Source organism: Allobosea sp. UNC402CLCol (genome assembly GCF_000745475.1).
Lineage (GTDB): Bacteria > Pseudomonadota > Alphaproteobacteria > Rhizobiales > Beijerinckiaceae > Allobosea > Allobosea spartocytisi.
The window spans coordinates 631,466-656,614 of sequence record NZ_JQJJ01000010.1 but is presented as its reverse complement, the minus strand read 5'-3'; the positions used below and the strand labels follow the sequence as shown (position 1 = coordinate 656,614).

Annotated in this window: 19 protein-coding genes; 10 read left to right on the top strand and 9 right to left on the bottom strand. The window is 66.6% G+C overall.

Annotated elements, in window-relative coordinates; all coding sequences use genetic code 11:
* Positions 1-488 precede the first annotated feature (488 nt).
* Positions 489-1,994 (top strand): hypothetical protein, encoded by a 1,506-nt coding sequence (locus GY40_RS14940; RefSeq protein ID WP_133560690.1) that lies wholly within the window; start codon positions 489-491, stop codon positions 1,992-1,994.
* Between the two features lie 81 nt (positions 1,995-2,075).
* On the opposite strand, the gene GY40_RS26600 is transcribed toward GY40_RS14940, so the two are convergent.
* From GY40_RS26600 to GY40_RS28270, 3 genes are read right to left on the bottom strand one after another with little or no spacing between them, the layout of a single operon-like run.
* On the bottom strand, positions 2,076-3,773 hold the full coding sequence (locus GY40_RS26600; protein ID WP_051988074.1) for an SUMF1/EgtB/PvdO family nonheme iron enzyme: 1,698 nt from the start codon (positions 3,771-3,773) through the stop codon (positions 2,076-2,078).
* Between the two features lie 21 nt (positions 3,774-3,794).
* A complete protein-coding gene (locus tag GY40_RS14930; protein ID WP_038363476.1) occupies positions 3,795-4,238 on the bottom strand; it encodes a DUF4399 domain-containing protein in 444 nt (147 codons plus the stop codon).
* Positions 4,238-5,497 (bottom strand): DUF4399 domain-containing protein, encoded by a 1,260-nt coding sequence (locus GY40_RS28270; protein ID WP_248311174.1) that lies wholly within the window; start codon positions 5,495-5,497, stop codon positions 4,238-4,240. The genes GY40_RS14930 and GY40_RS28270 overlap by 1 nt, the downstream gene beginning before the upstream one ends.
* 167 nt (positions 5,498-5,664) lie before the next feature.
* Between GY40_RS28270 and GY40_RS26595 the strand changes: the two genes are divergently transcribed.
* The 3 genes from GY40_RS26595 to GY40_RS14905 all read left to right on the top strand — a co-directional run bounded on the left by GY40_RS26595 (position 5,665) and on the right by GY40_RS14905 (position 10,028).
* Positions 5,665-7,110 carry a caspase family protein gene (locus tag GY40_RS26595; protein ID WP_051988073.1) on the top strand — a complete coding sequence of 482 codons (1,446 nt, stop codon included), beginning with the start codon at positions 5,665-5,667 and terminating at the stop codon, positions 7,108-7,110.
* A gap of 49 nt (positions 7,111-7,159) precedes the next feature.
* Positions 7,160-8,338, top strand: a complete 1,179-nt coding sequence (locus GY40_RS14910; protein WP_038363474.1) for an OmpA family protein — start codon at positions 7,160-7,162, stop codon at positions 8,336-8,338.
* A 286-nt stretch (positions 8,339-8,624) separates the two neighbouring features.
* The gene (locus GY40_RS14905) at positions 8,625-10,028 is read left to right on the top strand and encodes a S41 family peptidase (protein ID WP_081925414.1); all 1,404 of its coding nucleotides are present in this window, start codon (positions 8,625-8,627) and stop codon (positions 10,026-10,028) included.
* A gap of 27 nt (positions 10,029-10,055) precedes the next feature.
* Here GY40_RS14905 and GY40_RS14900 read toward each other — a convergent pair whose 3' ends face one another.
* From GY40_RS14900 to GY40_RS14890, 3 genes are all read right to left on the bottom strand, one after another.
* Positions 10,056-13,355: a caspase family protein gene (locus GY40_RS14900; RefSeq protein WP_038363469.1), complete on the bottom strand. Its 3,300-nt coding sequence runs from the start codon at positions 13,353-13,355 to the stop codon at positions 10,056-10,058.
* A 366-nt stretch (positions 13,356-13,721) separates the two neighbouring features.
* Positions 13,722-14,567: an NADPH-dependent F420 reductase gene (locus GY40_RS14895; RefSeq protein WP_248311173.1), complete on the bottom strand. Its 846-nt coding sequence runs from the start codon at positions 14,565-14,567 to the stop codon at positions 13,722-13,724.
* Entirely contained in the window at positions 14,524-15,258 is a 735-nt protein-coding gene (locus GY40_RS14890) for an SDR family NAD(P)-dependent oxidoreductase (RefSeq protein WP_038363466.1), read from the bottom strand. The genes GY40_RS14895 and GY40_RS14890 overlap by 44 nt, the downstream gene beginning before the upstream one ends.
* A gap of 290 nt (positions 15,259-15,548) precedes the next feature.
* Between GY40_RS14890 and GY40_RS14885 the strand changes: the two genes are divergently transcribed.
* Positions 15,549-16,445: a LysR family transcriptional regulator gene (locus GY40_RS14885; protein ID WP_038363463.1), complete on the top strand. Its 897-nt coding sequence runs from the start codon at positions 15,549-15,551 to the stop codon at positions 16,443-16,445.
* Positions 16,446-16,636: 191 nt separating this feature from the next.
* Here GY40_RS14885 and GY40_RS14880 read toward each other — a convergent pair whose 3' ends face one another.
* The 3 genes from GY40_RS14880 to GY40_RS14870 all read right to left on the bottom strand — a co-directional run bounded on the left by GY40_RS14880 (position 16,637) and on the right by GY40_RS14870 (position 19,326).
* The gene (locus GY40_RS14880) at positions 16,637-16,933 is read right to left on the bottom strand and encodes a DUF982 domain-containing protein (RefSeq protein ID WP_038363461.1); all 297 of its coding nucleotides are present in this window, start codon (positions 16,931-16,933) and stop codon (positions 16,637-16,639) included.
* A gap of 234 nt (positions 16,934-17,167) precedes the next feature.
* Positions 17,168-18,421, bottom strand: coding sequence for an amidohydrolase family protein (locus tag GY40_RS14875; RefSeq protein WP_038363458.1), 1,254 nt, complete (start codon positions 18,419-18,421; stop codon positions 17,168-17,170).
* A 146-nt stretch (positions 18,422-18,567) separates the two neighbouring features.
* Entirely contained in the window at positions 18,568-19,326 is a 759-nt protein-coding gene (locus GY40_RS14870; RefSeq protein WP_051988071.1) for a GntR family transcriptional regulator, read from the bottom strand.
* Positions 19,327-19,523: 197 nt separating this feature from the next.
* Between GY40_RS14870 and GY40_RS14865 the strand changes: the two genes are divergently transcribed.
* From GY40_RS14865 to GY40_RS14845, 5 genes are all read left to right on the top strand, one after another.
* Positions 19,524-20,387 (top strand): ABC transporter ATP-binding protein, encoded by an 864-nt coding sequence (locus GY40_RS14865; RefSeq protein WP_038364289.1) that lies wholly within the window; start codon positions 19,524-19,526, stop codon positions 20,385-20,387.
* A gap of 1 nt (position 20,388) precedes the next feature.
* Entirely contained in the window at positions 20,389-21,162 is a 774-nt protein-coding gene (locus tag GY40_RS14860) for an ABC transporter permease (protein WP_038363456.1), read from the top strand.
* A 24-nt stretch (positions 21,163-21,186) separates the two neighbouring features.
* Positions 21,187-22,212 carry an ABC transporter substrate-binding protein gene (locus GY40_RS14855; RefSeq protein ID WP_038363453.1) on the top strand — a complete coding sequence of 342 codons (1,026 nt, stop codon included), beginning with the start codon at positions 21,187-21,189 and terminating at the stop codon, positions 22,210-22,212.
* Between the two features lie 18 nt (positions 22,213-22,230).
* Positions 22,231-23,667: an amidohydrolase family protein gene (locus tag GY40_RS14850; RefSeq protein ID WP_038363451.1), complete on the top strand. Its 1,437-nt coding sequence runs from the start codon at positions 22,231-22,233 to the stop codon at positions 23,665-23,667.
* Positions 23,668-23,855: 188 nt separating this feature from the next.
* Complete coding sequence (locus GY40_RS14845) at positions 23,856-25,145, top strand: ArgE/DapE family deacylase (protein ID WP_038363448.1); 1,290 nt, start codon at positions 23,856-23,858, stop codon at positions 25,143-25,145.
* Positions 25,146-25,149: the final 4 nt, after the last annotated feature.

Sequence of the window (25,149 nt, the reverse complement as noted above, 5' to 3'; positions counted from 1 at the left end):
ACCGAGGCAATATAAATATCAATATCTCACACAAACCCAGATTCTCGATTTTGACATTACAAATACATCTATCCGCATGAATCGTTAAGTAACATATACATAGATGATCAAATTATCGATATAATTTTCTGAATACTACTTAAATGATCAAAATAGAACCAACTGACGCCAAATAACCTAACCTGATCTGGCGGGCGGTAGCCTTCTTGGCTGCGCGCGATATCGAAATTCGACGTTGCACGGGTTCGTCGTGCTGGCAATCGCAGCGCTCCGGCTTCTACCCGAGGGGCGCCGAACAGCGCCGGCTAGGGGCCCGCATCGTCCATACGTCCTGCCATTTTATTGACGCGAAGCCTTGCGAATCATGGAACCATCGAAAGCGACGGGGCGGCACGAAGCATTCGCGATCGGCAGATAAGATGCGTTATTGCGTCTTATCTGGTCAAGAACTCGTGCAGACGCATAAATGTGTCTTATTGCGAGGTCGAATGACTGTCCCGCCGATACTTTTCCAACGTTCAGTGCGCCGGTCGCGCAATGCAAAGAGTTGCCCCGGCGGCCTCCTTCAAACGGCTCAAGCAGCGCAGCTCGCGAGCGGCTTCCATTGCGCTGGCCTATCCGCGGTCGCGGGGCGTGCCGGGATTGGCAGCGTCGGATCGGTCGCGCTGCTCACGCTTCTCGCAGGCTGTGCCCAGAGCAACGCTCCCGGACAGGTCTTCGACTATGCCCCGGTGACATCGGCGGCCGCTGCGCTTCCATCCGGTAGGACAACGGGCCAGCACGAACAACCGCGAGCCAAGCCTGCAACCGCTGTTCTGGGAACGCTCCAGACAGGCCCCGGTTACACCGTAGAAAGCGACGCCAGAAGCGACGGACGATACAACACCTACGTCTTTGCCACGGAGTTCGGCACCTACCCGGTGACCGGCGACGATCTCGCACGCAATCATCTCCGGGAGCTCGTCGCCCTGGACGCGCTCAAGAAACAGTCTTTGTCAGGGGAATTCGTGCACGCCGCCGGCAAAGCTGTCCTCAGCCCGATCCGAGGTGTCGTCAATACGGTGAGGGACCCGATCGGCGGCGCGCAAGGAACATACAGCAACGTTTCCCGGCGGGTCGGTTCGGTGCGGCGTACCCTGTCCGACGCTGGCGAATTCGTCACCACCTTCGGCAAGCCAGAGAAGCGACGGCCGGAGCGCGAGAACGAGAACTTGTTTGAGAAGTTCGTCGACAGACCGAAAGAGAAGCGACGTCTGGCCGAGGCATTGCGCGTCGATCCCTACACTCATTTCATCCCGCTCTCGCGCGAGCTCAACAAGGTCGCATCCTACTCGGCCGCTGGATCCTTCGGCGTCAACCGTGCACTTGGCTTCGTTCCCGGCGGAGCGGGTACCGTCTTTTCGGGCCTCGGAACGCTCGATTCACTCACCTCGCGAACGCTCGACATGCCGCCGGATGAAACGGCGGCGGTCAACCGCGAGCGCTTGGAAAAGCTGAACATCCCGGAGGACACGATCAAACGATTGCTGCTGAGCGACAAACTCACGCCGACCGAAAAGACACGGACGGTGGGTTTCCTGAGCGGCATGTCGGACGCACCGGGGCTCGAGGCGCTCGCCTCCTTCGTCGCGTCGAGCGAAACAAGAGTGGACGCCTTCACGGCGCTGCAGACGCTCGCCTATCTCTCGGCACGTCCCTTTGGCAACGACGGTATCAGTGGCGTGGAAATCGTCGAACGCATTCCGGTCATTTCGGTCGGCGCGAACAGGAGAGTGGCTCTGTTCACAGCCGACGACCTTGCCTGGACATCGGAAAACGCGGCTCAGCTCTCGCAGCTCGGTACCGCACTGGCGAGCAGCAGCAATTCTCGGATCAGGAAGGAAATCTGGATATCGGCAGACGCATCCGCGATGGCAAGACGCGAACTGCGACGTCAAGGGTGGCTGGTGAAGACGAACGTCTTCAGCCCGCAGGTCAGGCTCGCCGCCGATTAAGAGGCCGCTGCGCATGCGAGCGTAGGAGTCGATGACCGCGCGAACACGACGCTCTTGCAATTCGAGGTGGAACGGACAGGCCTATCGGTCACGCGCGACGCGGAAGCCGTTGGTGTAGAAGCGCACATCGGGCTCGTATTTGAAGCGCGCGGCCGAGCGCAGATAGCGCGGATCGTTGTTGAACGAGCCGCCACGCAGCACGCGCTCGCGGCAATTCGCGACCGTATAGGCGCTGCCATCGCGCGGCGCGCCGCGATAATTCTCGCTCCAGCAATCGGCGACCCATTCGGCGGCGTTGCCGGCCATGTCGTAGAGGCCGAACGCGTTGGGAGGGAACTGGCCGGCCGGAGTGGCGCTGCCGCGCTTCTGGTCGTTGCAGCCGAGGCAGTTCGCCCGCTCCTTCACCAGCGTCTGGCCCCAAGGGTAGGTCGTCGTCGCGCCGGCGCGCGCCGCATATTCCCACTCGCTTTCGGTCGGCAGGCGATAGGGCTTGCCGGTCCGGGCCGAGAGCCAGGTGAGATAGGCATTGGCATCGTTCCAGTGGATGTCGGTGACCGGCCGCTTGCCGCGGCCGAGCCCGCGATCATCCGGCCGGTAATTGCAGCCGCCCTGGTCGACGCAGAGATCCCACTCCTCGAAGGTCACCTCGCGGGCTCCGAGATAGAAGCCGCGGACGGTCACCGGATGCACCGGCTTCTCGAATTCGTAGAGATCATTCGAGCCCATCTGGAAGCTGCCGGCTGGGATCGCGACCAGCTCCGGGCAGCCTGTGCAGTCGCGCTGCGGCGCGCCTGCTGGCTGGGGCGATGCCGGCGGGGTGGCGATTGCAACGGCTGTGGCAGCAGGTGCAACCGGGCCGGCGCGATATTCCTGCTCGCGGGCCCGGGCCAGCGAAGCGAAGCGCCCGTTCGGAAAGGCATCGAGATAGGCGCGGTACTCCGCCGCGTTCCGGCTGTTGCGGATCGATTCCCAGAAGGCGAGATCATAGGCCGCATCCTGGGTTACGCCCGGCGTCTGCGGCGGCGGGATGACGGCGCGGCTGCCGAGCGCCACCGCGACCGGCTGAAAGACCGGCGTGACGACGAGCCCCTTCGGCGGTTCCGCCGAGAGCCAGACCTGCTGGCTGCGCCGGGTTTCGCGCGAAACCGTGTCCCGCACCTGCTTCAGGGCCTGCGCCATTTCCAGCCCCGGCGTCCGGATCGCCTTGAGCCAGGCCGCGACGGCGCGGTCGGGACCGCCCGGCAATGCCTTGCCCGGTGCCGTCGGGAACAGCACCGCGATGCCATCCATCGGTTCGAGCGGCAGGAGCCCCTTGGCCTTGCCTTGCCAGGGATTGTCGCGGCCGGCATCGAGGAAGATCAGGGCGCTCGCCGGCCGGGCGACGATCAGCGGATCGACGATCTCGTCGAGATCGACCGCGCCCTCAGCGCCGTTCTGCACCGACAGCAAGAAATTGCGGTTCCGCTCCTGAATGGCATGGCCGCTATAGAACACCACGGCCTGCGCACCGCGCCTGAGCTTGCTCGCAAAGCCGGCGATCGCCTGCCGCAGCGCATTGCGATCGACATTCTCGACCGAGACGACATCGAAGCCGCCGGCGCTCAACACCTGCGCGACGGCGCGACCCCGCTGGGCGGCGCCCGCCATCGGCGCCTCCGGATAGGCTTCGTTGGCGATGACGAGTGCGACACGCGCGACCTCGCTCGGCTGCTGGGCAAGCCCGGAAGCGGCCAGCATCGGCAGCAGCACGACGGCGATCAGGACGCGTAACCAGGCCATCTTCAGACGAAAGCCCCTCAGCTAGCGGACATTGATCGTGATCTTCGGCGACATCACGGGCGGATCATGCGGCGTATGGGTGTAGTCGCCGAGCAGCAATTGCAGCGTGTGCCGGCCCTTGGGCAGGGTCACCACCACCTCGGTCTGGCCGTTGCCCAGATGAATATGGTTGTAGTCGGATGGGATCGGCTGTTCCGGCGGTCCGGGCTCGGTGTCGATCAGCAGGTGGTGATGGCCGGTCCGCGCGTGGTTGACGCCGGCCGGCGCGACGCCCATGCCGCGCAGGCCGATCCGCACGGTGAAGCGCTCGGGCACGCTCAGGCCATCGACGGGATAGTGGAAATAGACCTGCGCGCCCGGCGGCGCGGGTTGGCGCGCGGGCGTCTGCGCGACGGCTTCCGCGGGAAGGCCCTGCCACGCTGCCAGCGCGAAAAGGCCGGCGGCTGCGATGCGGGCTCGCGACATCACCGGCGCCTCCTCGCGTTCGGCCCGCCCGGCGCCACGATCACCGTGATGCGCTCCGAGATCACCGGCGGATCATGTGGCAGATGGTTCTCGTCGGCGAGCAGGAGCTGCAACGTGTGCCGCCCGTTCGGTAGGGTCAGCTTGTACTCGGTCTGGCCGCCGCCGAGATGGATATGGTTGAGATCGGCCGGGATCGGCGCATCGAAGGAAGGCGGCCCGGCATCGACCAGCAGATGGTGATGGCCGGTATTCGGCTTGGCGACGCCAGCCGGCGCCACACCCATATTGCGCAGGCCGAAGCGGATGGTCGATGTCGGGTAGATCCGGTCGCCATCCCGCGGATAAACGAAATAGACAGCCGCATCGTTGGGCGATGGCGTGCGGGCAGCGCCAGCGCCATGGGCATGCGGCGCCGGCTGCGCAGCAACAACGGGTTGCCCATCGGCGACGACGCGGATCCGGATGCGCGCCGACATCACGGGAGGATCGTGCGGCACATGCTCGTGATCGCCCATCAGCAATTGCAGCGTGTGTTCGCCGGGCGGCAGCGAGAGCTCGGCCTCGGTCTGCCCGCGCCCGAAATGCAGATGGTTGAAATCGCTGGGGATCTCGCGGTCGAGCGCCGGCAATTCGGTATCGACGAGGAGATGGTGGTGGCCGCCATTTGGGCTGGCGGTCCCGGCCGGCGTCACCGTGATGCCTTCCGCCCCAAAGCGGATCCTGGCGTGGCTCGGGATCGTCGCGCCGTCCTGCAGGTCGATGAAGAAGACACGCGCGCCGGGCGCGGCAGCCGAGCGCGGCTTCTCGGGCGCCGCCGCCGGAACCTCGACCGTGATGCGCTCGGACATGACGGGCGGATCATGCGGCACGTGGTTGTGATCGGCGAAGAGCAATTGCAGCGTGTGCTTGCCCGGCGTCAGCGCGATCTCGGCCTCGGTCTGGCCGCCGCCGAAATGGATATGGTTGAAGTCGCTGGGGATCGGCTGGTCGAGCGGCGGCAATTCGGTGTCGATCAGCAGGTGGTGATGCCCGCCATTGCGCGCCGCCTGCCCCGCCGGGACGACCTCCATGCCGGTGATCGCGAACCGCACCGTGAGCTTGGCGGGAACCTGCGCCTTGTCGGCGAGACCGATGAAGGAAAGACGCGCGGTGGCAGGGGCCGGGCTGCGCTGCCGGGCGCGCTCCTGCGCCGATGCTCCGGCCAGCGGCATCGCCACGGCCAGACCCAACAGCAGAAGCGCCGGCGCAAGGCGGAGCATCAGCGTCTTCCTTCCGCGAGGAGAGGGACGGAAGGCTAGCAGCGGAGCCTGGAGCCTTCAAGCAAAACACCGTCCCCTCGTATCGATGACTATGCTTTGTTATGGAGAAGGCCGGGATCATGCATTAGCATGACGTAGAGGTTGCCGGCAGCCTCTAGGGAAGACCCATGATTCTCGTCGCCAGACTCTGCGGCCTGATCCTCCTGCTGCTGTCCGGCCTCGCCATGGCCGAGACGCCGCCCGAGCGCCGCGTGGCGCTCGTCATCGGCAATTCCGCCTATCGCAACGCACCCGTGCTGCCGAACACCATGAACGACGCGCGCGACATGGCGGTCGCCCTGCGCAAGGTCGGCTTCGAGGTGGTCGACGGCATCGATCTCGACAAGCGCGGCATGGACGCGGCCCTGACGCGCTTCGCCCGGCTGGCTCAGGATGCCGATGCCGCGATGTTCTATTTCGCCGGCCACGGCTTCCAGTTCAACGGCGAGAACTATCTCGTTCCGGTCGAGGCGAAGATCGAGGACGAGGTCGGCGTCCAGTACGAGACGACGCGGCTCAACGACGTCGTCACCGCCCTGAACTATGCCAAGGGCGTCAAGATCATGGTGCTCGACGCCTGCCGCAACAACCCCTTCGTCGGCTTGCTCGCCAAGCGGCAGGCGACGCGCGGCTTCTCTGTCGGCTCCGGCCTCGCCCCGGTCCAGCGCGCGCAAGGCATGGTCATCGCCTATGCCACGCAGGCGAACGACGTCGCCGCCGACGGCGCCGGCCGCAACAGCCCCTTCACCGCCGCCCTGGTGCGCGAGATCGACCAGCCTGGCCTCGAGGTCGCGGCGCTGTTCCGCCGCGTGCAGAAGAGCGTCTACGATACGACGGCCGGTCGCCAGACGCCGGAACTCTCGCTCTCCCTGCTGGGCGACTTCTACCTCAATCGCGAGGAAACGGATGCCGATGTCTGGCGCCGCATCCGCGCCAGCGACGATCCCACCGCACTGCAGGCCTTCATCCAGCGTTATCCGCAGAGCTTCTTTGTCATCGATGCGCGCACGCGGCTCGACCTGCTCGAGCGCCGCTCCACGACCTCGAGCGAGCGCGACCAGCTCGTACGCGAATTCGCCGAGCGCGAACGCGCCTTGCTCGAGCGTCTGGAAAAGGCGGAACAGGGCCGGCGGCAGGCTGCCGACGATCTCGCCCGCAAGGATAGCGGCGACGCGGTCGGCGTTCCCGCGCCCTCGCCGGCTCCGGGTTCCGCGCCTGTCGCGATTGCCCCTGCCCCGCCCCCGCCGCGCGCCCAGGACAAAGCGGAACGCGCGCGCCTCGCCGACGAGCTCGCCCGCCGGGAAGCCGAGCTCGCGGCGATCGAGACGGAAAAGCAGCGCCTTGCCGAAGAGCGTCGGGCCGTCGAGCAAGCCATGGCGGCCAGGCTCGGCACGCCCGGGGCGCTGCCGCAGAACCGCTCGACGCAACCCGTCGCCATGCCGGGCGTGCCCGCGCGCCCGGCGGAAGCCCCGCCGAGAGGGCGAGCCTCCGGCGAGTGCGCCGAACTCCTGATGCGTGCTCAGCTCGGCGATCTCACGCCCGCGGCACGCGAACAATTGCGGCAATGCCGCTGATGCGGGGTGGTCGCGGCGAAACGCCCGGCCGAAGCTGGAAAGGTGAGGCATGACAGGCCTGGTCCGCTTCAAGATCGCCATGATCGGCTTGGCTCTGCTGGCAGGCGCGACCGCGGCCATCGCCCAGACCCCGCCACCCCCGACGCCCGTTCCTTTTGCCGATGCGCTCCGCAAGGCAGCCGATGACCTCTTCGGCAAGGCGACCGTCTCCGGAGACAAGGTCAACCTCGTCATCGACCCGCTGATCGACGCGGCCTCCGGCGCGCAATCAGCCGCGACGCGCTCGATGCAGGCGACCCTGATGGAGATGGTCAAGGCGAACTATCCGCGCTTCACCGTCCTGCCCTTCGACAGCGAGGCCCTGGCGAGCAAGCCGGTTGTGCTGGTCGGCACCTTCACCGCCGTCAACAACCAGGGCGTGGCGGACGGACCGCGCGACGCCTACCGGATCTGCCTGACGCTGGCCGATCTCAAATCCAACAGCATCGTCTCCAAGGGCGTCTCGCGTGCCCGCCCGGAAGGCGTCGACACGACGCCGACGCTTTATTTTCAGGACTCGCCGCTCTGGGCGAAGGATCAAGCGACGGATTCCTATATCAAGGTCTGCCAAGGCACGAAGCTGGGGGATCCGATCGATCCCGCTTATGTCGAGAAGCTCACCGCCAATGCGCTGATCAATGACGGCATCCTCGCCTATGAGACCCAGCATTTCCGCGAGGCACTGGCCTTCTACAGGGCGGCGCGCAAGCTGCCGGGCGGTGAGCAGCACCGCGTCAGGATCGGCACCTATCTCGCCGCCAGCAAGCTCGCCCGGCGCGAGGACATGGTCGATGCCTTCGGCGACCTGATCGATTACGGCCTCGCCACCGATCGGCTGATGGTGAAGCTGCTGTTCAAGCCCGGCACGACGCAATTCGTCGATGACCGCCAGATCACCGATCCCTATCCGATGTGGCTGAGCCAGATCGCGACGCGCTCCCGCCAGAAGGGCGCCTGCCTGGAGATCGTCGGCCATACCTCGCATACCGGCCTGCCCCAGGTGAACGAGCGGCTTTCGACCCTGCGGGCGCAATTCGTCATGGACCTGCTGCTGACCGGCGCGCCCGACAATCGCGGCCGCATGATCGCGACCGGCCGCGGCTACAAGGAGAATCTCGTCGGAACCGGCAAGGACGATGCCAGCGACGCGCTCGACCGCCGGGTCGAGTTCAAAGTGATCGGCTGCTGAGAATTCCGTCGAGACCTCACGCCCGATCGCATCGGGAATGCGCCAGACGACGCGCAGACCGATCAACGCGCCTTTTTTCGCCCGCAGTGCGCAGACACTCCAACCGAGCACGCCATGACCAGTGACAGGCGGCGTATGACCGGTATCTCGCCCTGCCCTCCGCGGCTCTCCGCCGGGACGGCCCGGGCGAGCACCCCGGGCTGATTCCTGCCCCGAATCTGCTATCGCTTGCAGCGGCGAGCGCCGCAGCAGTCGCGCCCGCCTTGATACCCATGGGTGAGATGCGATGAGATTGCTGGCGCTCCTGACATTCTGGACCACGGCCATGGGAGCGATGCTGCCGGCCGCTGCCACACCGCGCGAGCAGGTTGAAACCACGATCACCCTGGCAGCTGCACAGGTGGCGGAGCACTATGTCGACGTGGTCGAACCCCGCAGTCTGTTCATGCATGGGCTGCGCGGGCTCGGAAACATGGCGGGGGAGCTCGCCTCTTCCCGAAGGCGCTCGCTCGACGCAGCCATGCAGGCCGAGGCGACCGCCATTGGCTTCAAGCCGCAAGCGGATCTCTTGATCGCCGAAATCATGCGGTTTCGCGCCGGCCGCGAGCGCGACGCAGCGCTCGCGGCCGCCCTGCGGGGCATGATGGCGGGTCTCGATCCGCACAGCCGGCTCGTGCTGCCGGCCGAGATGCAGCCGCCGCCGGCCTCGGTCGGTCTGGAGCTGACTGTGAAAGGCGGAGCGCTCACGGTGGTCCGCCCATTGCCCGGTGGCCCCGGCGAGCGCGCGGGACTTCAGGCCGGCGATGTGCTGGTCGGCATCGACGGCCGCCCGACGACGGGACTGCCCCTGCCGGAGGCGGTGGCGCTGCTGCGTGGAGCGCTCGGCACCAGCCCCGTGCTCAAGGTCGAACGGCCCGGCGCACCCGCGCCGCTCACGCTCCGCCCGGTGCGCGGGCCGGTGCAGGCCCCGCCTTCGTTGCGCTGGACTCTCGAGGGCCGTGTCGCGGTAATCAAGATCAGTGCCTTTGACGGCAATACGCGAACAAACCTGCAATCCGCGCTCGACGCGGCGGCTTCACGCGCCGGGGGCCCACTCGAAGGGCTGGTGCTCGACATGCGCGGCAATGCCGGCGGCCTGCTCGACGCAGCAGAGCAGCTCGGCGGCATGATGCTGCCGGCTGGAACCGAGATCGCGAATCTGCGCGGCCGCACCCCGGCCAATGCGCGCAGGCTCGTCTCCCGGCAAGGCGACGTCGTCTCCGGGCTGCCTATCGTGGTGATCGTCGACAGTCGGACCGGCGCAGGCGCCGAGATCGTCGCGGGCGCGCTCCAGGACCATGGCCGCGCGCTCGTGGTCGGGCAGAAGACCGCCGGAGCGGGCACGATCCAGACCGTACTGCCGCTGCCGGAGGGGCAAGGCGCCCTCATCGTCACGACGGCGCGCGTCTATCGCGCGACCGGCGCCGCGCTGGACGGTGCGGGCGTCGCTCCCGATCTCGTGCTCGACGAGGAGAGCGGATTGCTCACGCCGCGCTCCGGCAGCGGGTCGAAACTCGATGCCCAAACCGAGAGCGAGGTGGCCGGCGCGGTTTCGGCGGCGCCATCGGGCACGGATACGGCGCTGCTCGCAGCGATCAAGCTGGTTGGAAGCGTCGGCAAGCCCGCGACCTCCAAGGCCGCGGCGCCATAGGATGCGCGCCGGCGGCTCCGGTCGCGGTCATCGCCGGGCCGATTTCGGCTGCACCAGCTCGTAGCTTTCGCCGGAGCGCGCGACGATCCCCGCGGCGGCGAGCGCCTTCAGCGCCTCAGGCGCCCCGCCCCGGGGACGGGTCTCCTGAAGCTGCGACAGGATCTTCACCGCCCGCTCGCGCACGCCACGCGGCAGCGTCCCGTTGCGGACGATCTCGCTAAGGGAGGTCGCCGCTGCCGGCACGCCATGGCGTCCGAGCTCCGCAAGGTTGAAGAGGGCGCGCGCATAGTCGCGATCCTCCTCCTTCTCGGTGTTGAGCAGCACCGTGACGAGCCCGAGCCGGGAGCCGAGATCCCCCTTCGCGATCGCCCGCTCGTACCAGAGCTCCGCCTGCTCGGGTGACGGCGAGACGCCGAACCCGCGCTGATAGGCGACGGCCAGATTGTGCATGGCAGGGACATGCCCGCGCTCGGCAGCAGCCTTGAAATTCTCGAAAGCCAGCTCGAAATTCCGGGTGACGCCGAGACCGTGGCGGTAAGCGACGCCGAGATTGTTCATGGCGCCCGGCTCGCCGCGCTCGGCGCCGGCCTGGTAGTTGCGGAAAGCCTCCCGCGGCGAAGCATCCGGCAGCATCCGGTCGGCATGGAGATCGCCGAGATGGCGATAGGCTTCGACCTCGCCGGCTGCGATCGCCATGTCGAAGTACCTGGCCGCCTTCGGGCCGTCGGGCCGTCCGCCGAAGCGGCCTTCACGATAGCCGAGGCCGAGCAGAAGCGCGGCCATGCCCCGCTGCGGTCCGTCGAGTCGCTGGACCAGCGCCTGTTCGGTCGCCGTCTGCATGTCGACGCCCTCGCGTTCGCGCCAGACCATGCGCAGCGCCTCGGCCGCGACCGTATTGCCCTGGCGGTTGGCCGCTTGCACCAGCAGCAACAGCGCCCGGTCCCGATCGGGCTGGGGCGCGCCGATCTTGCCGTCGGTGATGATCGCCAGAAGGGTGCCCGCCGCCCAGCCATTGCCCTCAGCCAAGGCGCGCTCCAGCCAGCCGAATGCGCCGTCCGTATCGCGAGTCTGCCCGTGCTCGCCGAAATAGAGGTTGCGGGCATGCAAGGTCATCGCCTCGCTGCCTCCTGCTTCGGCGCCGCGCCGCGCCCAACGCCCGGCTTCCGCCTGATCCTCCGGGTTGGTGCTACGCTCCCCATAGAGGACCGCCAGATTGTAGTAGGCCGGCTGATCGCCCGCGCTCGCGGCCCTCTGCCAGAGCTCCTGGGCCTGCGCGGGATCCCTCGGCACGCCGCGGCCCAGCCTGTAGAGGCTCGCGAGCTCCGAAAGCGCCGCCACGCTGCCGAGATCGGCAGCCTGCTTGTAGAGCTCGGCGGCCTTGGCCGGATCGGCGGGGCGGCCCACGCCCTTCTCGGTCATCTGGGCGAGCCGGAAGGTATAGGACGCGTCGCGGGTCCGCCCGACCACTTTTTCGAGGGCGGCCGCGCCCAGCGTCGGGTCGGGCGTGCTCGTCAGCATGCCGTTGTTGACGAGCACCGCCAGCGAGGCCTGAGCCCGGCCGTCCCCCAGCTCCGCCGCGCGCATGTAGTAAGCGATCGCCCGGTCCATGTTGCGGCGCACGCCAAGGCCCTGCTCATACATCACGGCGAGGTAGCGCGTGCTGACGGCATCGTTCAGCGCAGCCCCGCGTCGGTATTGCGCCACGGCCTCGGCGAGATTCTGATCGGTGCCGAGCCCGGCTTCGAAGGCATGGCCGAGATCGGCGAAGGCCTCGGCCGTTCCCGCCGCCACAGCCTTGCGGAACCAGGACACGGCTTCGGCCGGGTCGGGAGCGACGCCCTGCCCTTGCTGGTATTGCCGGCCGAGCATGAGCATCGCCAGGCCATCGCCGCGCTCCGCCGCCTGCTTCGTCAGCGCATGCGCCCGCACCGGATCGGCCAGCCGACCGCGCCCAAGGCCGAACAGCTTGGCCTGTTCGAGCAGCGCCTCGGCGGAGCCGCGCATGGCGGCGCGCTCCAGCCAGAAATCGGCCTCGCGATAGTCCGTCTCAGCCCGGTCGGGTGTCGCGTAGAGACGGCCGAGTTCCACCATGGAGGCAAGGTTCTCGGCTGCGGCGTTCTCGCGCAAAGCCGCGATCGTGGCGTCCCTGTCCAAGGCCCGGTCGAAGCGAAAGCGCAGGTTCAGGCTGAGATAACGGGCTGTCGCATCGCGGTGTCCCGCCTGCATGGCGCGGCGATAGAGCGCTATCGTCTCCTCCGTCGGCTTGCGGCCTTCCGGCAGGCGCTTCGCATCCTGCTCCGCCAGCAGGAACATGCCTTCGGCGCTGCCGGCCTGCGCCGCCTTCCCGTACCACTCCCGGGCGCGGCCGCCCGGCATCAATGCGTTCTGATCGCGCGAAGCCTCGAAGGCGCCAAGCGCCAGCATCGCGGCGATGTCCTTGCCCTCGGCCGCGCTGCGAAGGAGTGCCGCGCCGCGCTCGACATCCATGGCCACGCCCTGACCGCGCAGATAGGCCAGGCCGAGTTCGCGCGCGGCCGAGGCGTCGCCCTTCAGCGCCTTTCCGTAGAGGTCGAAGAGCTGTGGCGCCGCCGGCGCGGCATTGATGACGAGCGGCCCGGTGAGCGCGTCCTCACTCCACGGAACCTGCCGCTCGCCGGTGGCGCGCGAAACGCGCTCGCGCACCTTGCGCATGATCACGCCGATATCCTGGCCCGGAATCAGCAGTTCATCGATGAAGGCGAAGGTGAAGGGGCTGAGCCCGCGCCCGCCGCCCCTGTCGAAAGCCTCGCCTCCGGGAGCCGAAGCATAGGCGAAGAAGGTCCCGGTCGCACGCGGCGGCGGCGCGAGCCCGGCCTCGCCGGCAGCGTCCTTCAACTCCGTTTCGGTGCGGCAGGCATCAAGGACGAAGATCGTCGAGCCTGCCTTCAGCCGCTGGAAGCGGGTGCTCAGCTCGGCCAGATCGAGCGTCTTCTGCCGGTGCGTCTGCGGATCCCGCTCGCCCAGCGCGAGAAGGGAAACGCCGCCGACCCTCCGGCCATGGCCGGAGAAGAAGAACAGCAGCGACTGGATCGGCGTTGCGGAATCGAGCCCGTCGATGGCGGCATCCACCGCCGCTGCGCGCGGATTGATAAGCGTGCGGACGTCGTAGCCGAGCCGTTCGAGCGTTTCGGCCGTAGCGCGCGCATCCCGTTCCGGATTGGTGAGGTTACCCTGCCCGCCATAATCCGACACGCCGATCACGAGCGCGATCCGGCGGCCCTCGGGCGCCTGCGCGAAAAGCGGCCCGGCCAGGACGGCGAGCAGGAACGCGGCCAGAAGGGCACGCATCCCCACAACCCGCCAACTCGAACCGACGACACGATGACGGCGAGCCTCGACCGTGGGTATGCGCAAGTCCCTCATCTCAGCCAACCGAGCATGGTCCTGGGCGTGATGTTGGAATTTGCATTCGTCGCATCGGATCGCCGCTCTTCCATCCCCCGCCTCAGGCAATCACACCATAAGCAGGCTTCCTGTCCAGACGGTCGCCGTCCCCGGCTACAGAACAATGACAGTGGCTCTCCGGCAATAAGTCGGCGAGCGCAATATCGACGTTCAACCGAAGGCGAACTGAGAGCCGCGCAGGCTTCTGGTCAGCGGATTTCGTCGCAGGATCCATCCCAATGGCTTCCCGATCTGCCAATAGACAGTCCATTACGGCTCCTTCTTGAACAGGTCCTGGAAGATCAGCGGCCCCCAAACGCGGCCGCGTGCGTGCACCAGCGCGCCGCCCTCGTCGAGCTTTCCCAACTTGACGGGTGCGAAGCCGAGTTGTTTGGCCAGGGCCTCCACGCGAGCGGTCGCGTCCTCGTCCTCACCAGACAGAAAGACGACGCGGTGGCCGCCCGCGACGACCGGATCGGTCGCCAGGGTGGCGGCACCCAGGTGATTGAACCCCTTGACGAGTTGGGCGCCGGTGAACGCCTTCGCGACAAAGGCGGAGGACGGCAGACCACCCAGCTCTTCAGGGACCGGAAACGCGTTCGTCGCGTCGATGATCGTCTTGCCTTCCCAGCTCGGCAGGACCTTCGCAACCTCGCGATGCTCCCCGAACGGGACCGCCAAGAGGATCGTGTCGGCCTCGAGTGCCTCCCGCAGCGACTTGGCAACGACCGTGGGACCGATCGCCCGAGCCTGCGGCTCCAACGCCTCGGGCGGCCGGCGGCTCGCGACGGTCACATCGATGTTTTTACGGGCGAAGGCGTGGGCGAGGGCCTGGCCTATCCTGCCGAATCCTACAATCGCATAGCTCATCATACGTCTCCGATCCTTGTTGGTATTGTTTCCCCGGCCTTCAACGGCGCTGGGTCTTCGTTCCGCAGTGTGGCGACCCGCGCGTAGGCGTCCGGCTGTGAACGACTTCCGCGCGGCCGGGCCGGCCGTCAGCACGGAAGTCGTTCCACCAGGGACGCGCTGGTTGCCGCCGCTCGGCCGCTTCCCGCGATCCGGCGCGAATTCAGATGGCCGAGAAGCCGCCGTCGACGGACAACTCCAGCCCATTCACGAAGCTCGAATCGTCTGACGCCAGAAACAGCGCGACCGCCGCGATTTCCTCGGGACGACCCATCGTTCCCCGCGGGATCAGGGACTCGAACATCTGCTTCGCCTCCTCGGTGAGGACCTGGCTCTGCATCGGTGTGGCGATCGGCCCGGGGTGCAGCACGTTCACCCGGATATTCCTGCCCTTCAGCTCGTTGAGCCACCCGCGTGCGAACGCGTGCAATGTCGCCTTGCTCGCGGCGTAGACGCTGTAGCCGGGGAAGCCTTTCAACGAAGCAACCGACCCGGTCATGAAGATCGATCCGCCATCATTGAACAGCGGCAACGCCTTTTGCACCGTGAACAGCGTGCCGCGCGCATTCAGGCCGAAGGTCGCGTCGAAATGCTGCTCGGTAATCTCGCCCAGCGGGACGGCTTCGCCCGTGCCGGCGCTCGCATACAGGACGTCGATCCTGCCCTTTTCCCGCTTGACCGTATCGAACAGGCGGTCGAGGTCGTCGAGATTGGCCGCGTCGCCGCGCACGCCGGTCACATTCCGGCCGATCAGCCCGACGGCCTCATCGAGCGCCTCCTGCCTCCGGCCGGTGATGAAGACATAGGCGCCTTCTTCGACGAACCGCTTGGCGCTCGCCAGCGCCATGCCGCTCGATCCACCCGTGATGACTGCAACCTTACCCTCAAGCTTTCCCATGACTTTTCCTTCAGGCTCCATCTTTGACTGATCGGGGAAGTTCCCCGAGAGCCTCGAGATGGGTCTGCCGGGGTCGGGCGTTGAGTGCGGAAGCGCGCAGATCGGTGGTGCGAAATTCATCCAGACGGGCAACTGACGCCAGCCGCGACGATCGGTGCCCGCCGTTCGGAATTGGCACGCGCCTGTCGGCATGGGCTATGATGTCCGCCCCGACCACCAACAATCGAGATGCGGGTCGATATGTTGAATCCGAGCTTTGGAAGGGGCGCCGCGCGGTGCCGGATTGCACCATGATCGACTGGGATGACGTTCGCTACTTTCTTGCCGCCGCCCGCGGAGGCTCGGTGCGGGCTGCCGCCAAGCATCTCCGGGTGAATCACTCGACCGTGCTGCGACGCATCGCTCAGCTCGAGGAACGCCTCGGGGCGCAGATGTTCGAAAAGCTGCCTTCGGGCTACCGCCTGACGGCGGCGGGCGAGGAGGTCCTCGAGCTCGCGGAACAGATGGAAGCGTCGTCGCACCAGTTGGAGACGCGCGTCTTCGGTCGCGACCAGAGCGCGCGCGGGCTGTTGCGGGTGACGCTTCCGCCGTTCCTCGCCACACATCTGCTCATGCCGGATCTCGCCGACTTCGCGCATCTCCATCCGGACATCGAGATGGAAATCTCGTCGACCGGCGAGGTGGCGAATCTGACCAACCGAGAGGCCGACGTCGCGATCCGCATCGTCACCGACCGCAAGACCCTGCCGCTCAATCTGCACGGCCTGATGGGACCGGAACTGTTCAGCGGCGTCTACATCTCTCGTGAACGGCTGGCCGCGCGGCGTGCGGGCGCGCCTGATCCCATCCGGTGGATCGTCATAGACAATCAGGGTCTCCCGGCCTGGGCCCGCGCGGGAGAGGTTCACGCCACGGAAGTTCCGTTCAGGACCCCGGACGCCGAGACGCAGATCGCCGCCGTGCAGAAAGGGATCGGGATGACGAAGCTGCCGTGCTTCGTCGGAGATGCCGACCCTCTCTTGGTGAGAGTGCCGGGCACCGACCTGCCCATGCATGGGACGCTTTGGCTTCTCACGCAGGGGGAGACACGCAAGACGAAGCGTGTGCGGCTCTTCACCGAATTCGTATCCCGCAGGCTCGCCGCCTACGCTCCGCTTCTCGCGGGACTGTCCGTAGCGGACGACTGACGCCCGGCAGATCGCCGGCGAAGCTTACAGTCGACAGCGATCTCTAAGCGGACATCCTCAGCGCGCGACTTGGGTCGGCACCGGAAATCAGACCTCTCATTGGGAGCGTCAGCTTTCAGGCAAGCTCCCAATGCCCGCGTCTCTGACGGGCGAGAGGATCAAGCTCCGGTTGGCCGATGCCGGGCTCCTGGTCAGGCGCGGCCGCGCGAGCCTTCCCTCCGGCTGCCGGCGAATGCGGCGATGTCGGGCGCGAGAAGATCGTGCTTTTCCGCCCATGACGCGAACAGGCCGCGCGCCGTATCCGGCTCGATCTCGCCGCGGATCGCCGCCAGGCAGGCCTTCAGCGCGAAGCCGTGGACCGCATCGCGTCGGCTTGCCGGCCAGTCGGCCAGGAACATGTAGGCCTCCATTGCAGAGCCGATCGCCGCCGGATGCCCGAGTCCGGTCAGGATCACGACCGGCCTCTCGAAGTCGTCGGATGTCCTCATGCAGCCCTCCCTTGGTGGGGAGCGAGTGCCAACATTGCCATAGCCATATCCTCCTGGAAGCAACATGGATCCGGTTTGGTTGATCGCCGCGTCCAGCGCGCTCTCGCTGTCGGCGACTGCCATGATTTTGGGACGCGTTCTCTCCGGATCAAGCCCTCCGAAGCGTCGATTTTACTGGAGCCGGAATTCGCCGCTGACCGCGCTGAGGTCGGCAGGGCCGATCAGACATCGTGGCTAGAGCGCACGTCTTGTCTCAGGCCCGTTCAATCGCGCGGGCGGCCGTTCGAAACTCAGACGCCCTCGCTTGTAGCCCGCGACGGGCTCCGCGATCTCGGCCAGAGCCTCGACTGCCGTCGTGGCATCAAGAATGATCAGGTCGGCGGGATTGCCGGGCGCGATGCCATAGTCGCCGAGCCGCAAGAGCCGGGCCGGAAGCGACGTGACGAGATCGAGGCATGTTTGGAAACGGTCCGGCCCGCATTGCGCGACGTTGGCGTAAAGATTGGCCATACGCAGCAGCGAGGCATCGCCAAACGGCGTGAACGGGTTCAGGACGTTGTTCGTCGCGACCGTGCAGACCACGCCCTGTTCGATGAGCAGATGCACCGGCGTTACTCCACGCGGCCGCGCGTGCGTCACCTCTCTGCCGGTGAGATAGAGATCGGTCGCCGGCAGCACGGTGAGGCCGACGCCGGACCGGGCGAGACGAGAGCCGATGGCGGCCAGCGTCGCGGGCTCCACCATTGAAAGCTTGGTGACATGGCCGATCGCGACGCGACCGCCCCAGCCATGCCGCTCTGTCTGGCGGCAGATCTCGTCGAGATGCATCCAGCTCGGGTCGAGGTCGAAATCGAGGTGAAAGTCGAGATCGACGTCGAACTCCCGCGCGAGAGCGAAGAGCCTGGCCATCTGTGCCGTCGGATCGGCATCGGTATAGGGGCAGCCGCCGAGCAGGTCGGCGCCGCCGCGCAGGGCCGCGACGAGCAACGCCTCGGTGCCGGGATCGTTGGTCAACCCTTCCTGCGGAAAGACGCAGATCGAAAGATCCAGCGCCCAGGCATAGTCGACCTTCAAGGCCTTGATCGCCGAAAAGCTGCGCAGACCGACGCGCGGATCGACCTCGACATGGGTACGCATGCGAGTCGTGCCCTTGGCGATCGCCTTTTCGATCACGCGCGCGCCGCGCTCGTAGACGTCGGCCTCGGTGAAGTCGCGCTTCATGGCGGCGACCGCAGCGATCGCCTCGGCAAGGCCGCCGCGACTATGCTCGCAGCGACCAAGCAGGCATGCCTTGTCGAGATGGATATGGCTCTCCACGAAACCCGGCATGACCACGCGGCCACCGACGACGACCTCAGGCGCATCGCACGTGATCCGTGGTGCGATGGCTGCGATCCTGCCGGCTCGCACGCCGATATCCTGCGGCTGGCTCTGGCCGGGGATGACGGCCTGGCGGAAGACGAGGTCGAGAGCGCTGTCGGTCGGCATGAATCTGCTTACGGACTGGTATTCAATGGGCAAAAAACATGCATGCACTTTATATGCCGAACCGCCGGCATCATGGGCGGAGGATGGACGTCCAGAACGGCAGCGCCGAGCGCATCCTGCAGCAGCGCGGCACGTCGCCCGATCCGCTATTCCGCGGCGTCCAGGCGGCGCTTGCGGCCCGGCCCGCCGGCCGGCGCGGGAGTCATGTCGGCATAAGGGGCAAGGATATCCATAATGTCGCGCCCACGCGGCTTCGCCTGCGCCACCAGGGCCCGCTCCGCGACGGAATCGAGATGATGGTGCATCAGGCTCGCAACCTTCTCGCCATCGCCCGCTTCGAGCGCGTCGATCAACAGGCGGTGTTCATTGATCGCGCATTCGGATGAATGCGGCCGACTGAACAGCGACAGGGTCAGGCAGCAACGATAGGCGATCTCGCTGACATAGCGGATCAGGACCGGGCTCTCCGTCATCGTCGCGAGCAGAACGTGGAACTCGGTGGCAAGCCGGATCGAGACCGCATCCGGCCCGCCGCGCGCCGCATCCTCCGCATCGACATGGCCGCGAAGGGTTGCGAGCTGGGCCTTGCTCAGCCGCCCGGCAAGCTGGCGCACCACGAGCCGCTCCAGCTCGATCCTGATGTCAAATGTATCGCGCGCTTCCTGCCAGCTCGGCGTAGCCACCACGGCGATGCGGTTACGACGCAACTCGACCAGGCCTTCGGCCGCGAGCTGCCCGAGCGCATGGCGCGCGATTGTGCGGCTGACGCCAAAACGTTCGCCAAGCGCATCCTCGGGCAGCTTGGCGCCAGGCTCCAGCGCCTGCTCGATAATCGCGCGACGCAACGCACGGCAGATCGTCCCGACCTTGTCTGACGAGCCGTTCTCGCCCCTGTCACGCACCATCGCCGGTCATCCGTTTCGACGGCCCGTCTTAGCGCTTAGCCGGCCCGCTTCGCAATGCATGCGGTGCGGAACTTCGCGCCACCAGGCGCTGGGGCACGGCGTGGGAGCATCTCGACGGCAACCGGCCTACGTTCAGTTGCCCATCGGATACAGAATGGCATTGCAATTGCATGCACTTTCTTATGAGCCAAGCCCATATGAAATTCGCGATCGTCAAGGGCGCGCCGCCCGAACCTGCTTCGCCGACACGCGCGGCGCTGGCGGTCGAGTTGTCGCAGACCTCCGTGACCTTCGGCAGCGGAGCAAGCGCCGTGCCGGCTCTCTCCGAGACGACGATGCGCATTCCCGACGGCGAGTTCGTCGCGCTTGTCGGACCGTCCGGTTGCGGCAAGTCGACGATCCTGCGGCTGGTCAGCGGGCTGGTGCAGCCGAGCACCGGCGCCGTCATCGTCGGCGGGCGCGAGATCGCGGCGAAGGCGCTCAGGATCGGCATGGCCTTCCAGAACCCGACCATGCTGCCCTGGCTGACGATCGAACAGAACGTCATGTTGCCGCTCAAGATCGTCGAGCCTTTTCGCTCGCGTTTCAGGCAGGAAAAACGCGGCGGTTTCCGCGACAAGGTGCATGGGCTGCTCGCCCAGGTCGGGCTCAGTGGATTTGCCGGCAAATATCCCTGGCAGCTCTCCGGCGGAATGCTCCAGCGCGCCAATCTCTGCCGGGCCCTGATCCACGAGCCGCGCATGCTGCTGCTCGACGAGCCCTTCGGCGCGCTCGACCAGTTCACCCGCGAGGAGCTCTGGGCGATCCTGCAGGAGCTCTGGCTGGCGCATCGCCCGACCGTGCTGCTGGTGACGCACGACCTCCGCGAGGCCGGCTTCCTGGCGAGCCGGATCTGTGTGATGAGCGCCCGGCCCGGCCGCATCCTCGACGACAGCCCTGTCGAATTCGCGCGGCCGCGCAGCATCGCCATGACCTTCGAGCCGGATTTCGTGGCGCTGAACCAGCGCCTGCGCGAGCTGATCGTCGATGCCCGCTCGGCCCAGACAGCAGGGAGCGCCTGACATGTCCATCAACCTGAAGCGGAGGTTCTGGGCGGCCGGGCTGATCCTGCTGTTCTTCGTCGGCTGGGAACTGTTCTGCGTCATCTCCGGCATGTCGGACCTGATCCTGCCGCGGCCGAGCCAGGTCCTTGCGACGCTGGTGCAGCGTTTCCCGGTCCTGTGGCCGCATATCCTCCAGACACTCGCGACGACGATGCTCGGCTTCGTCCTCGGCGTGGCGCTCGGCGTCGTGCTCGGCGCGATCATCGGCGTCTCGCGCACGGCCTATGACACCGCTTACCCGCTGCTGATCGGCTTCTCGTCGATCCCGAAGGTCGCGGTGGTGCCGATCTTCGTGCTCTGGTTCGGCTCGGGCACGGTGCCCGCCGTGCTGACCTCGCTCTCGATCTGCTTCTTTCCGATCGTCGTAAACATCGCCACCGGCCTCGCCACCACCGAGCCCGAGATGGAGGACGTGCTGAAGGCGCTCGGCGCCAGCAAGTTCGACATCCTGTGGAATGTCGGTCTGCCGCGCACGATGCCGTTCTTCTTCGCCTCGCTGAAGGTCGCCATCACCTACGCCTTCGTCGGCACGGTGCTGGCGGAGACCGTCGCCTCCAATCGCGGCATCGGCAACGTGATGATGACCGCATCCTCCAATTTCAATGTGCCGCTGGTCTTCGCCGGGCTGTTCATCCTCGCGGGGCTCGGCGTCGCGCTCTACGTCGCCTTCTCGCTGATCGAGATGCGCGTCACCGGCTGGGCCACCCGCAAGAACGATTTCGCCGCCGCCTGACCACTTCACGAGGGGAGAACAATCATGCTGAAGACGTTCGCTGCGACGCTGCTCACCGGCCTCGCCTTCGCCGGCTCCGTGCTGGCGCAGGAGACCACGGTCAAGTTCACGCTCGGCTGGAAAACGCAGGGCTCCGATGCCGCCTTCTTCGTCGCCCGCGACAAGGGCTACTACAAGGCCGAGGGACTGAACGTCGTGATCGACCAGGGCGAGGGCTCGGGCGCGACCGTGACCCGCATCATGGGCGGCGCCTATGATGCCGGATTCGGCGATGTCAACGCCATCATCCAGAACGCCGCCGCCAAGCCGGGGGAGAACCCGGTCATGGTCTACATGATCTGGAACCGCCCGCCCTTCGCCATCTCGAGCAAGAAGGCGACCGGGATCACCAAGCCGGCCGATCTCGAAGGCAAGACGCTCGGCGGGTCGCAGGGTACGCCGACGACGCGTCTGCTCGAGGTCTTTGCGCGCAAGAACAATGTCGACATGGCCAAGGTCAAGCTGTCGAACATGGCGCCGAACCTGCAGGAGCCGCTGCTGATCAAGGGCGACATCGACGGCGCCCTGATCTTCAACATCACGAGCTATTTCAACCTCGTGCTCAATCGCCAGGACCCGGACAAAGACTTCAATTGGCTGATGTTCGGCGACTACGGGCTCGACCTCTACTCGAACGGCCTGATGGTCTCGCAGAAGCTGATCAAGGAGAACCCGAAGGCGGTTGCCGGCCTCGTGCGCGCCACCAACAAGGCGATGATCGAGATCGCCAAGGATCAGGCGCTCGGCATGAAGAGTGTGATGAACTTCGACAACCTCGTCGACGAGAAGGTCGAGAAGCGCCGGTTGCAATACTCGTTCAGCGAGCTGATCGTCTCGCCGGAGATGAAGGAGATCGGCATCGGCGACACCAAGGATGACCGCATGACACGCGCCATCGGCATCATCGTGGAAGGCTACCAGCTCGCGCGCACGCCGAAGCCGGAAGAGATCTTCTCGCGCCAGTTCCTGCCGCCGAAGAGCGAGCGCGAGCTGGTCTACACGGCGAACTGATCCGGCGGAGCAAACGCCATGACCGAAGCGACCTTCGCGACGAGCCTGTTCAACGGAAGCGAGCTCGTCGCGAACGCTTCGCTTCACCATCAGGACGGCGTGATCGACGCCGTCCTGGTCGATCAGCCTGCGATCTCCGGCCCGCGCCGGCTGGTCATCCCGGCGCTCGTCAACGCGCACGACCATGCCCGGCCGAGCATGACGTCCTTCGGCGCGGCCAACCTGCCGCTCGAAACCTGGATTTTGCGCTCGGCCCTCGGAACGCCGCCCGATCCCTATCTCGCCGCCGCGGTCTCGCTCGCCCGCAGCGCCCGCTCGGGCTGCGGTGCGATGATGGTCCACTACACCCGTCCGAGCGGCACGATGCCGATCGTCGCGGAAGCCCGGCAGATCGCCAAAGCCGCGGCGGATGTCGGCATCCGCATCGCCTTCGCACTGGCCGTGCGCGACCAGAACCCGCTCGTCTATGGCGAGAGCGCCGCCGTGCTCGATGCCTTGCCAGCCGAGGCGCGACAGCCGGTCGAGGATCTCTTCGTCAGGCCGCCCACGCGGCCCTCGGACTATCTCGATCTGATCGACGAGATCGATGCCGCGATCGCAGGCCCGCTGGTCGATGTCCAGTTCGGTCCGGCCGGCGTGCAATGGTGCTCGCCCGCGCTGCTCGAAGCCATCGCCGAGCGCTCGGCCACGACCGGACGGCGCGTGCACATGCACATGCTGGAGACGATCTACCAGCGCGCCTGGGCCGACCGGACCTTCCCGGGCGGGATCATGCGCTACCTCAAGGAGATCGGGCTGCTCTCCGAGCGCCTGACGCTCGCCCATTGCGTCCATGCACGGCCGGACGAGCTCGACATGATCGCCGAATCCGGCGCGACGATTGTCACGAATTTCAGCTCGAACCTGCATCTGCATTCGGGCCTCGGGCCGATCGCGGAGGCCCATCGGCGCGGCTGCGCCATTGCGGTGGGCGTCGACGGTGCGGCCCTGGACGAGGATGACGATGTGATCCGCGAGATGCGCCTCGTCCAGCTCGCTCATGACGGGCTCGGCTTCAGGCGCAACTGGAGTCGTGCCGAATTCCTCGGGCTCGCCATTCGCAATGGCCGACGGGCAACCGGAGCGCCGGGCTCCGGCGAGCTCGTCGCGAGCGCTCAGGCCGATTTCACGGTGATCGACCTGGACTATCTCGATCGCGACGCGATCATGCCTGTCGACCCCCTCGACCTGCTATTCGCCCGCGGCAACATCGATTGCGTGCGCGATGTCGTGGTCGCCGGACGCTGTATCGTTCGCGATGGTGAACCAACCGGCATAGACCTCACGGCGCTTCAGGCGGAACTCCGGCAAATGTTTCGGCGCCATTTGCCGGGTTTCCGAAAGATGCAGGCAGCTTGGCCGGCCCTGGCCGACGCGACGGCTCATTGGTTCGAGCATGTGGGCTGCGGCTGTTAGCATCGGCATCGCCCTGTCCGGGCGGTGACCGTCTTGCCGCATCGGCTGATCCTGCGGAACCCCGGTTGCGTCAGGCGCAGGCCTTACATGCCGGCTTGGGGCTTCGTGCCGCGGCGCGGGGCCGTAGATTTCCAGGCCGGCCGTCAGCGGGCGAAGCCGATCTTTGGCAATTTGGACGGAGAGCAAGCATGTCCCTCGACCCTGCCCTGCGCGACAGGATTCTCGCTGCCGTCGATGAGGGCTTCGACGAACAGGTTCGCTACACGCAGGATCTCGTCCGCTTCGCCTCGACGCGCGGGCAGGAGCATACCGTCCAGGATTTCGTCTTCCGGGCGATGAAGGACCGCGGCTTCACCATGGAACGCTTCGCGATGGACCGGGAGGCGATTGCGGCCCATCCGGGCGGTGCGCCCTTCTCCGACAGCCATTCCGAGGCTCCGATCGTCGTCGGCATCCATCGTCCGCGCACGGAACGGGGGCGCTCGCTCATCCTCCAGGCCCATGTCGACGTAGTTCCGGCCGGGCCGCGCGACCAATGGACCCACGCCCCGTTCGACCCGGTGATCGAAGGCGACTGGATGTATGGCCGTGGCAGCGCCGACATGAAGGCCGGGGCCGGAGCAAACCTGGCCTGCCTCGACGCGCTCAGGCGCATCGGCCTGCAGCCGGCGGCGACGGTCTATGTCGAATCGGTGGTCGAGGAGGAATCGACCGGCAACGGCGCGCTGATGACCCATCTGCGGGGATACCGCGCCGATGCGGCCCTTATCCCCGAACCGGAGCAGGAGATGCTCGCCCGCGCCAATATCGGCGTGCTCTGGTTTCAGTTCGAGGTGCGCGGCGTGCCGGCCCATGTCCGCGAGATGGGGACTGGCGCGAACGCCATCGACGCCGCCTATCGCGTCGTTGCCGCGCTGCGGAAACTGGAGGAAGAATTCAACGCCGAGAAGGCGGGGCGCCCGCATTTCGAGGACGAGCGGCACCCGATCAACCTCAACATCGGCAAGATCGAGGGGGGCGACTGGGCTTCCTCCGTGCCGTGCTGGTGCCGCGTCGACTGCCGCGTCGGGCTCTATCCAGGCGTGACCGCGGAGGAGACGGCCCGGCGTATCGAAGACTGCATCCGTGCCGTATCCCGTACCGATGCCTTCCTCGCCAACAATCCCCCCAGGGTGACCTTCAACGGCTTCTGGGCCCAGGGCTACGTGCTCGAGCCGGGCAGCGAGGCCGAGGCCGTTCTCGGCCGGGCGCATGAGGCCGCCATCGGCAAGCCGCTGAAATCCTTCATGACGGCGGCCTATCTCGATGCCCGGGTCCATGCGCTCTACGACCGGATTCCGGCGCTCTGCTACGGCCCTTCGGGTGAAGGCATCCACGCTTTCGACGAGCGGGTGAGCCTCGCCTCGGTCAAGCGCATCACCGGCGCCATGGCGCTGTTCGTGGCGGAATGGTGCGGCGTCGAGGCCTTGAAAGACTGAGTGG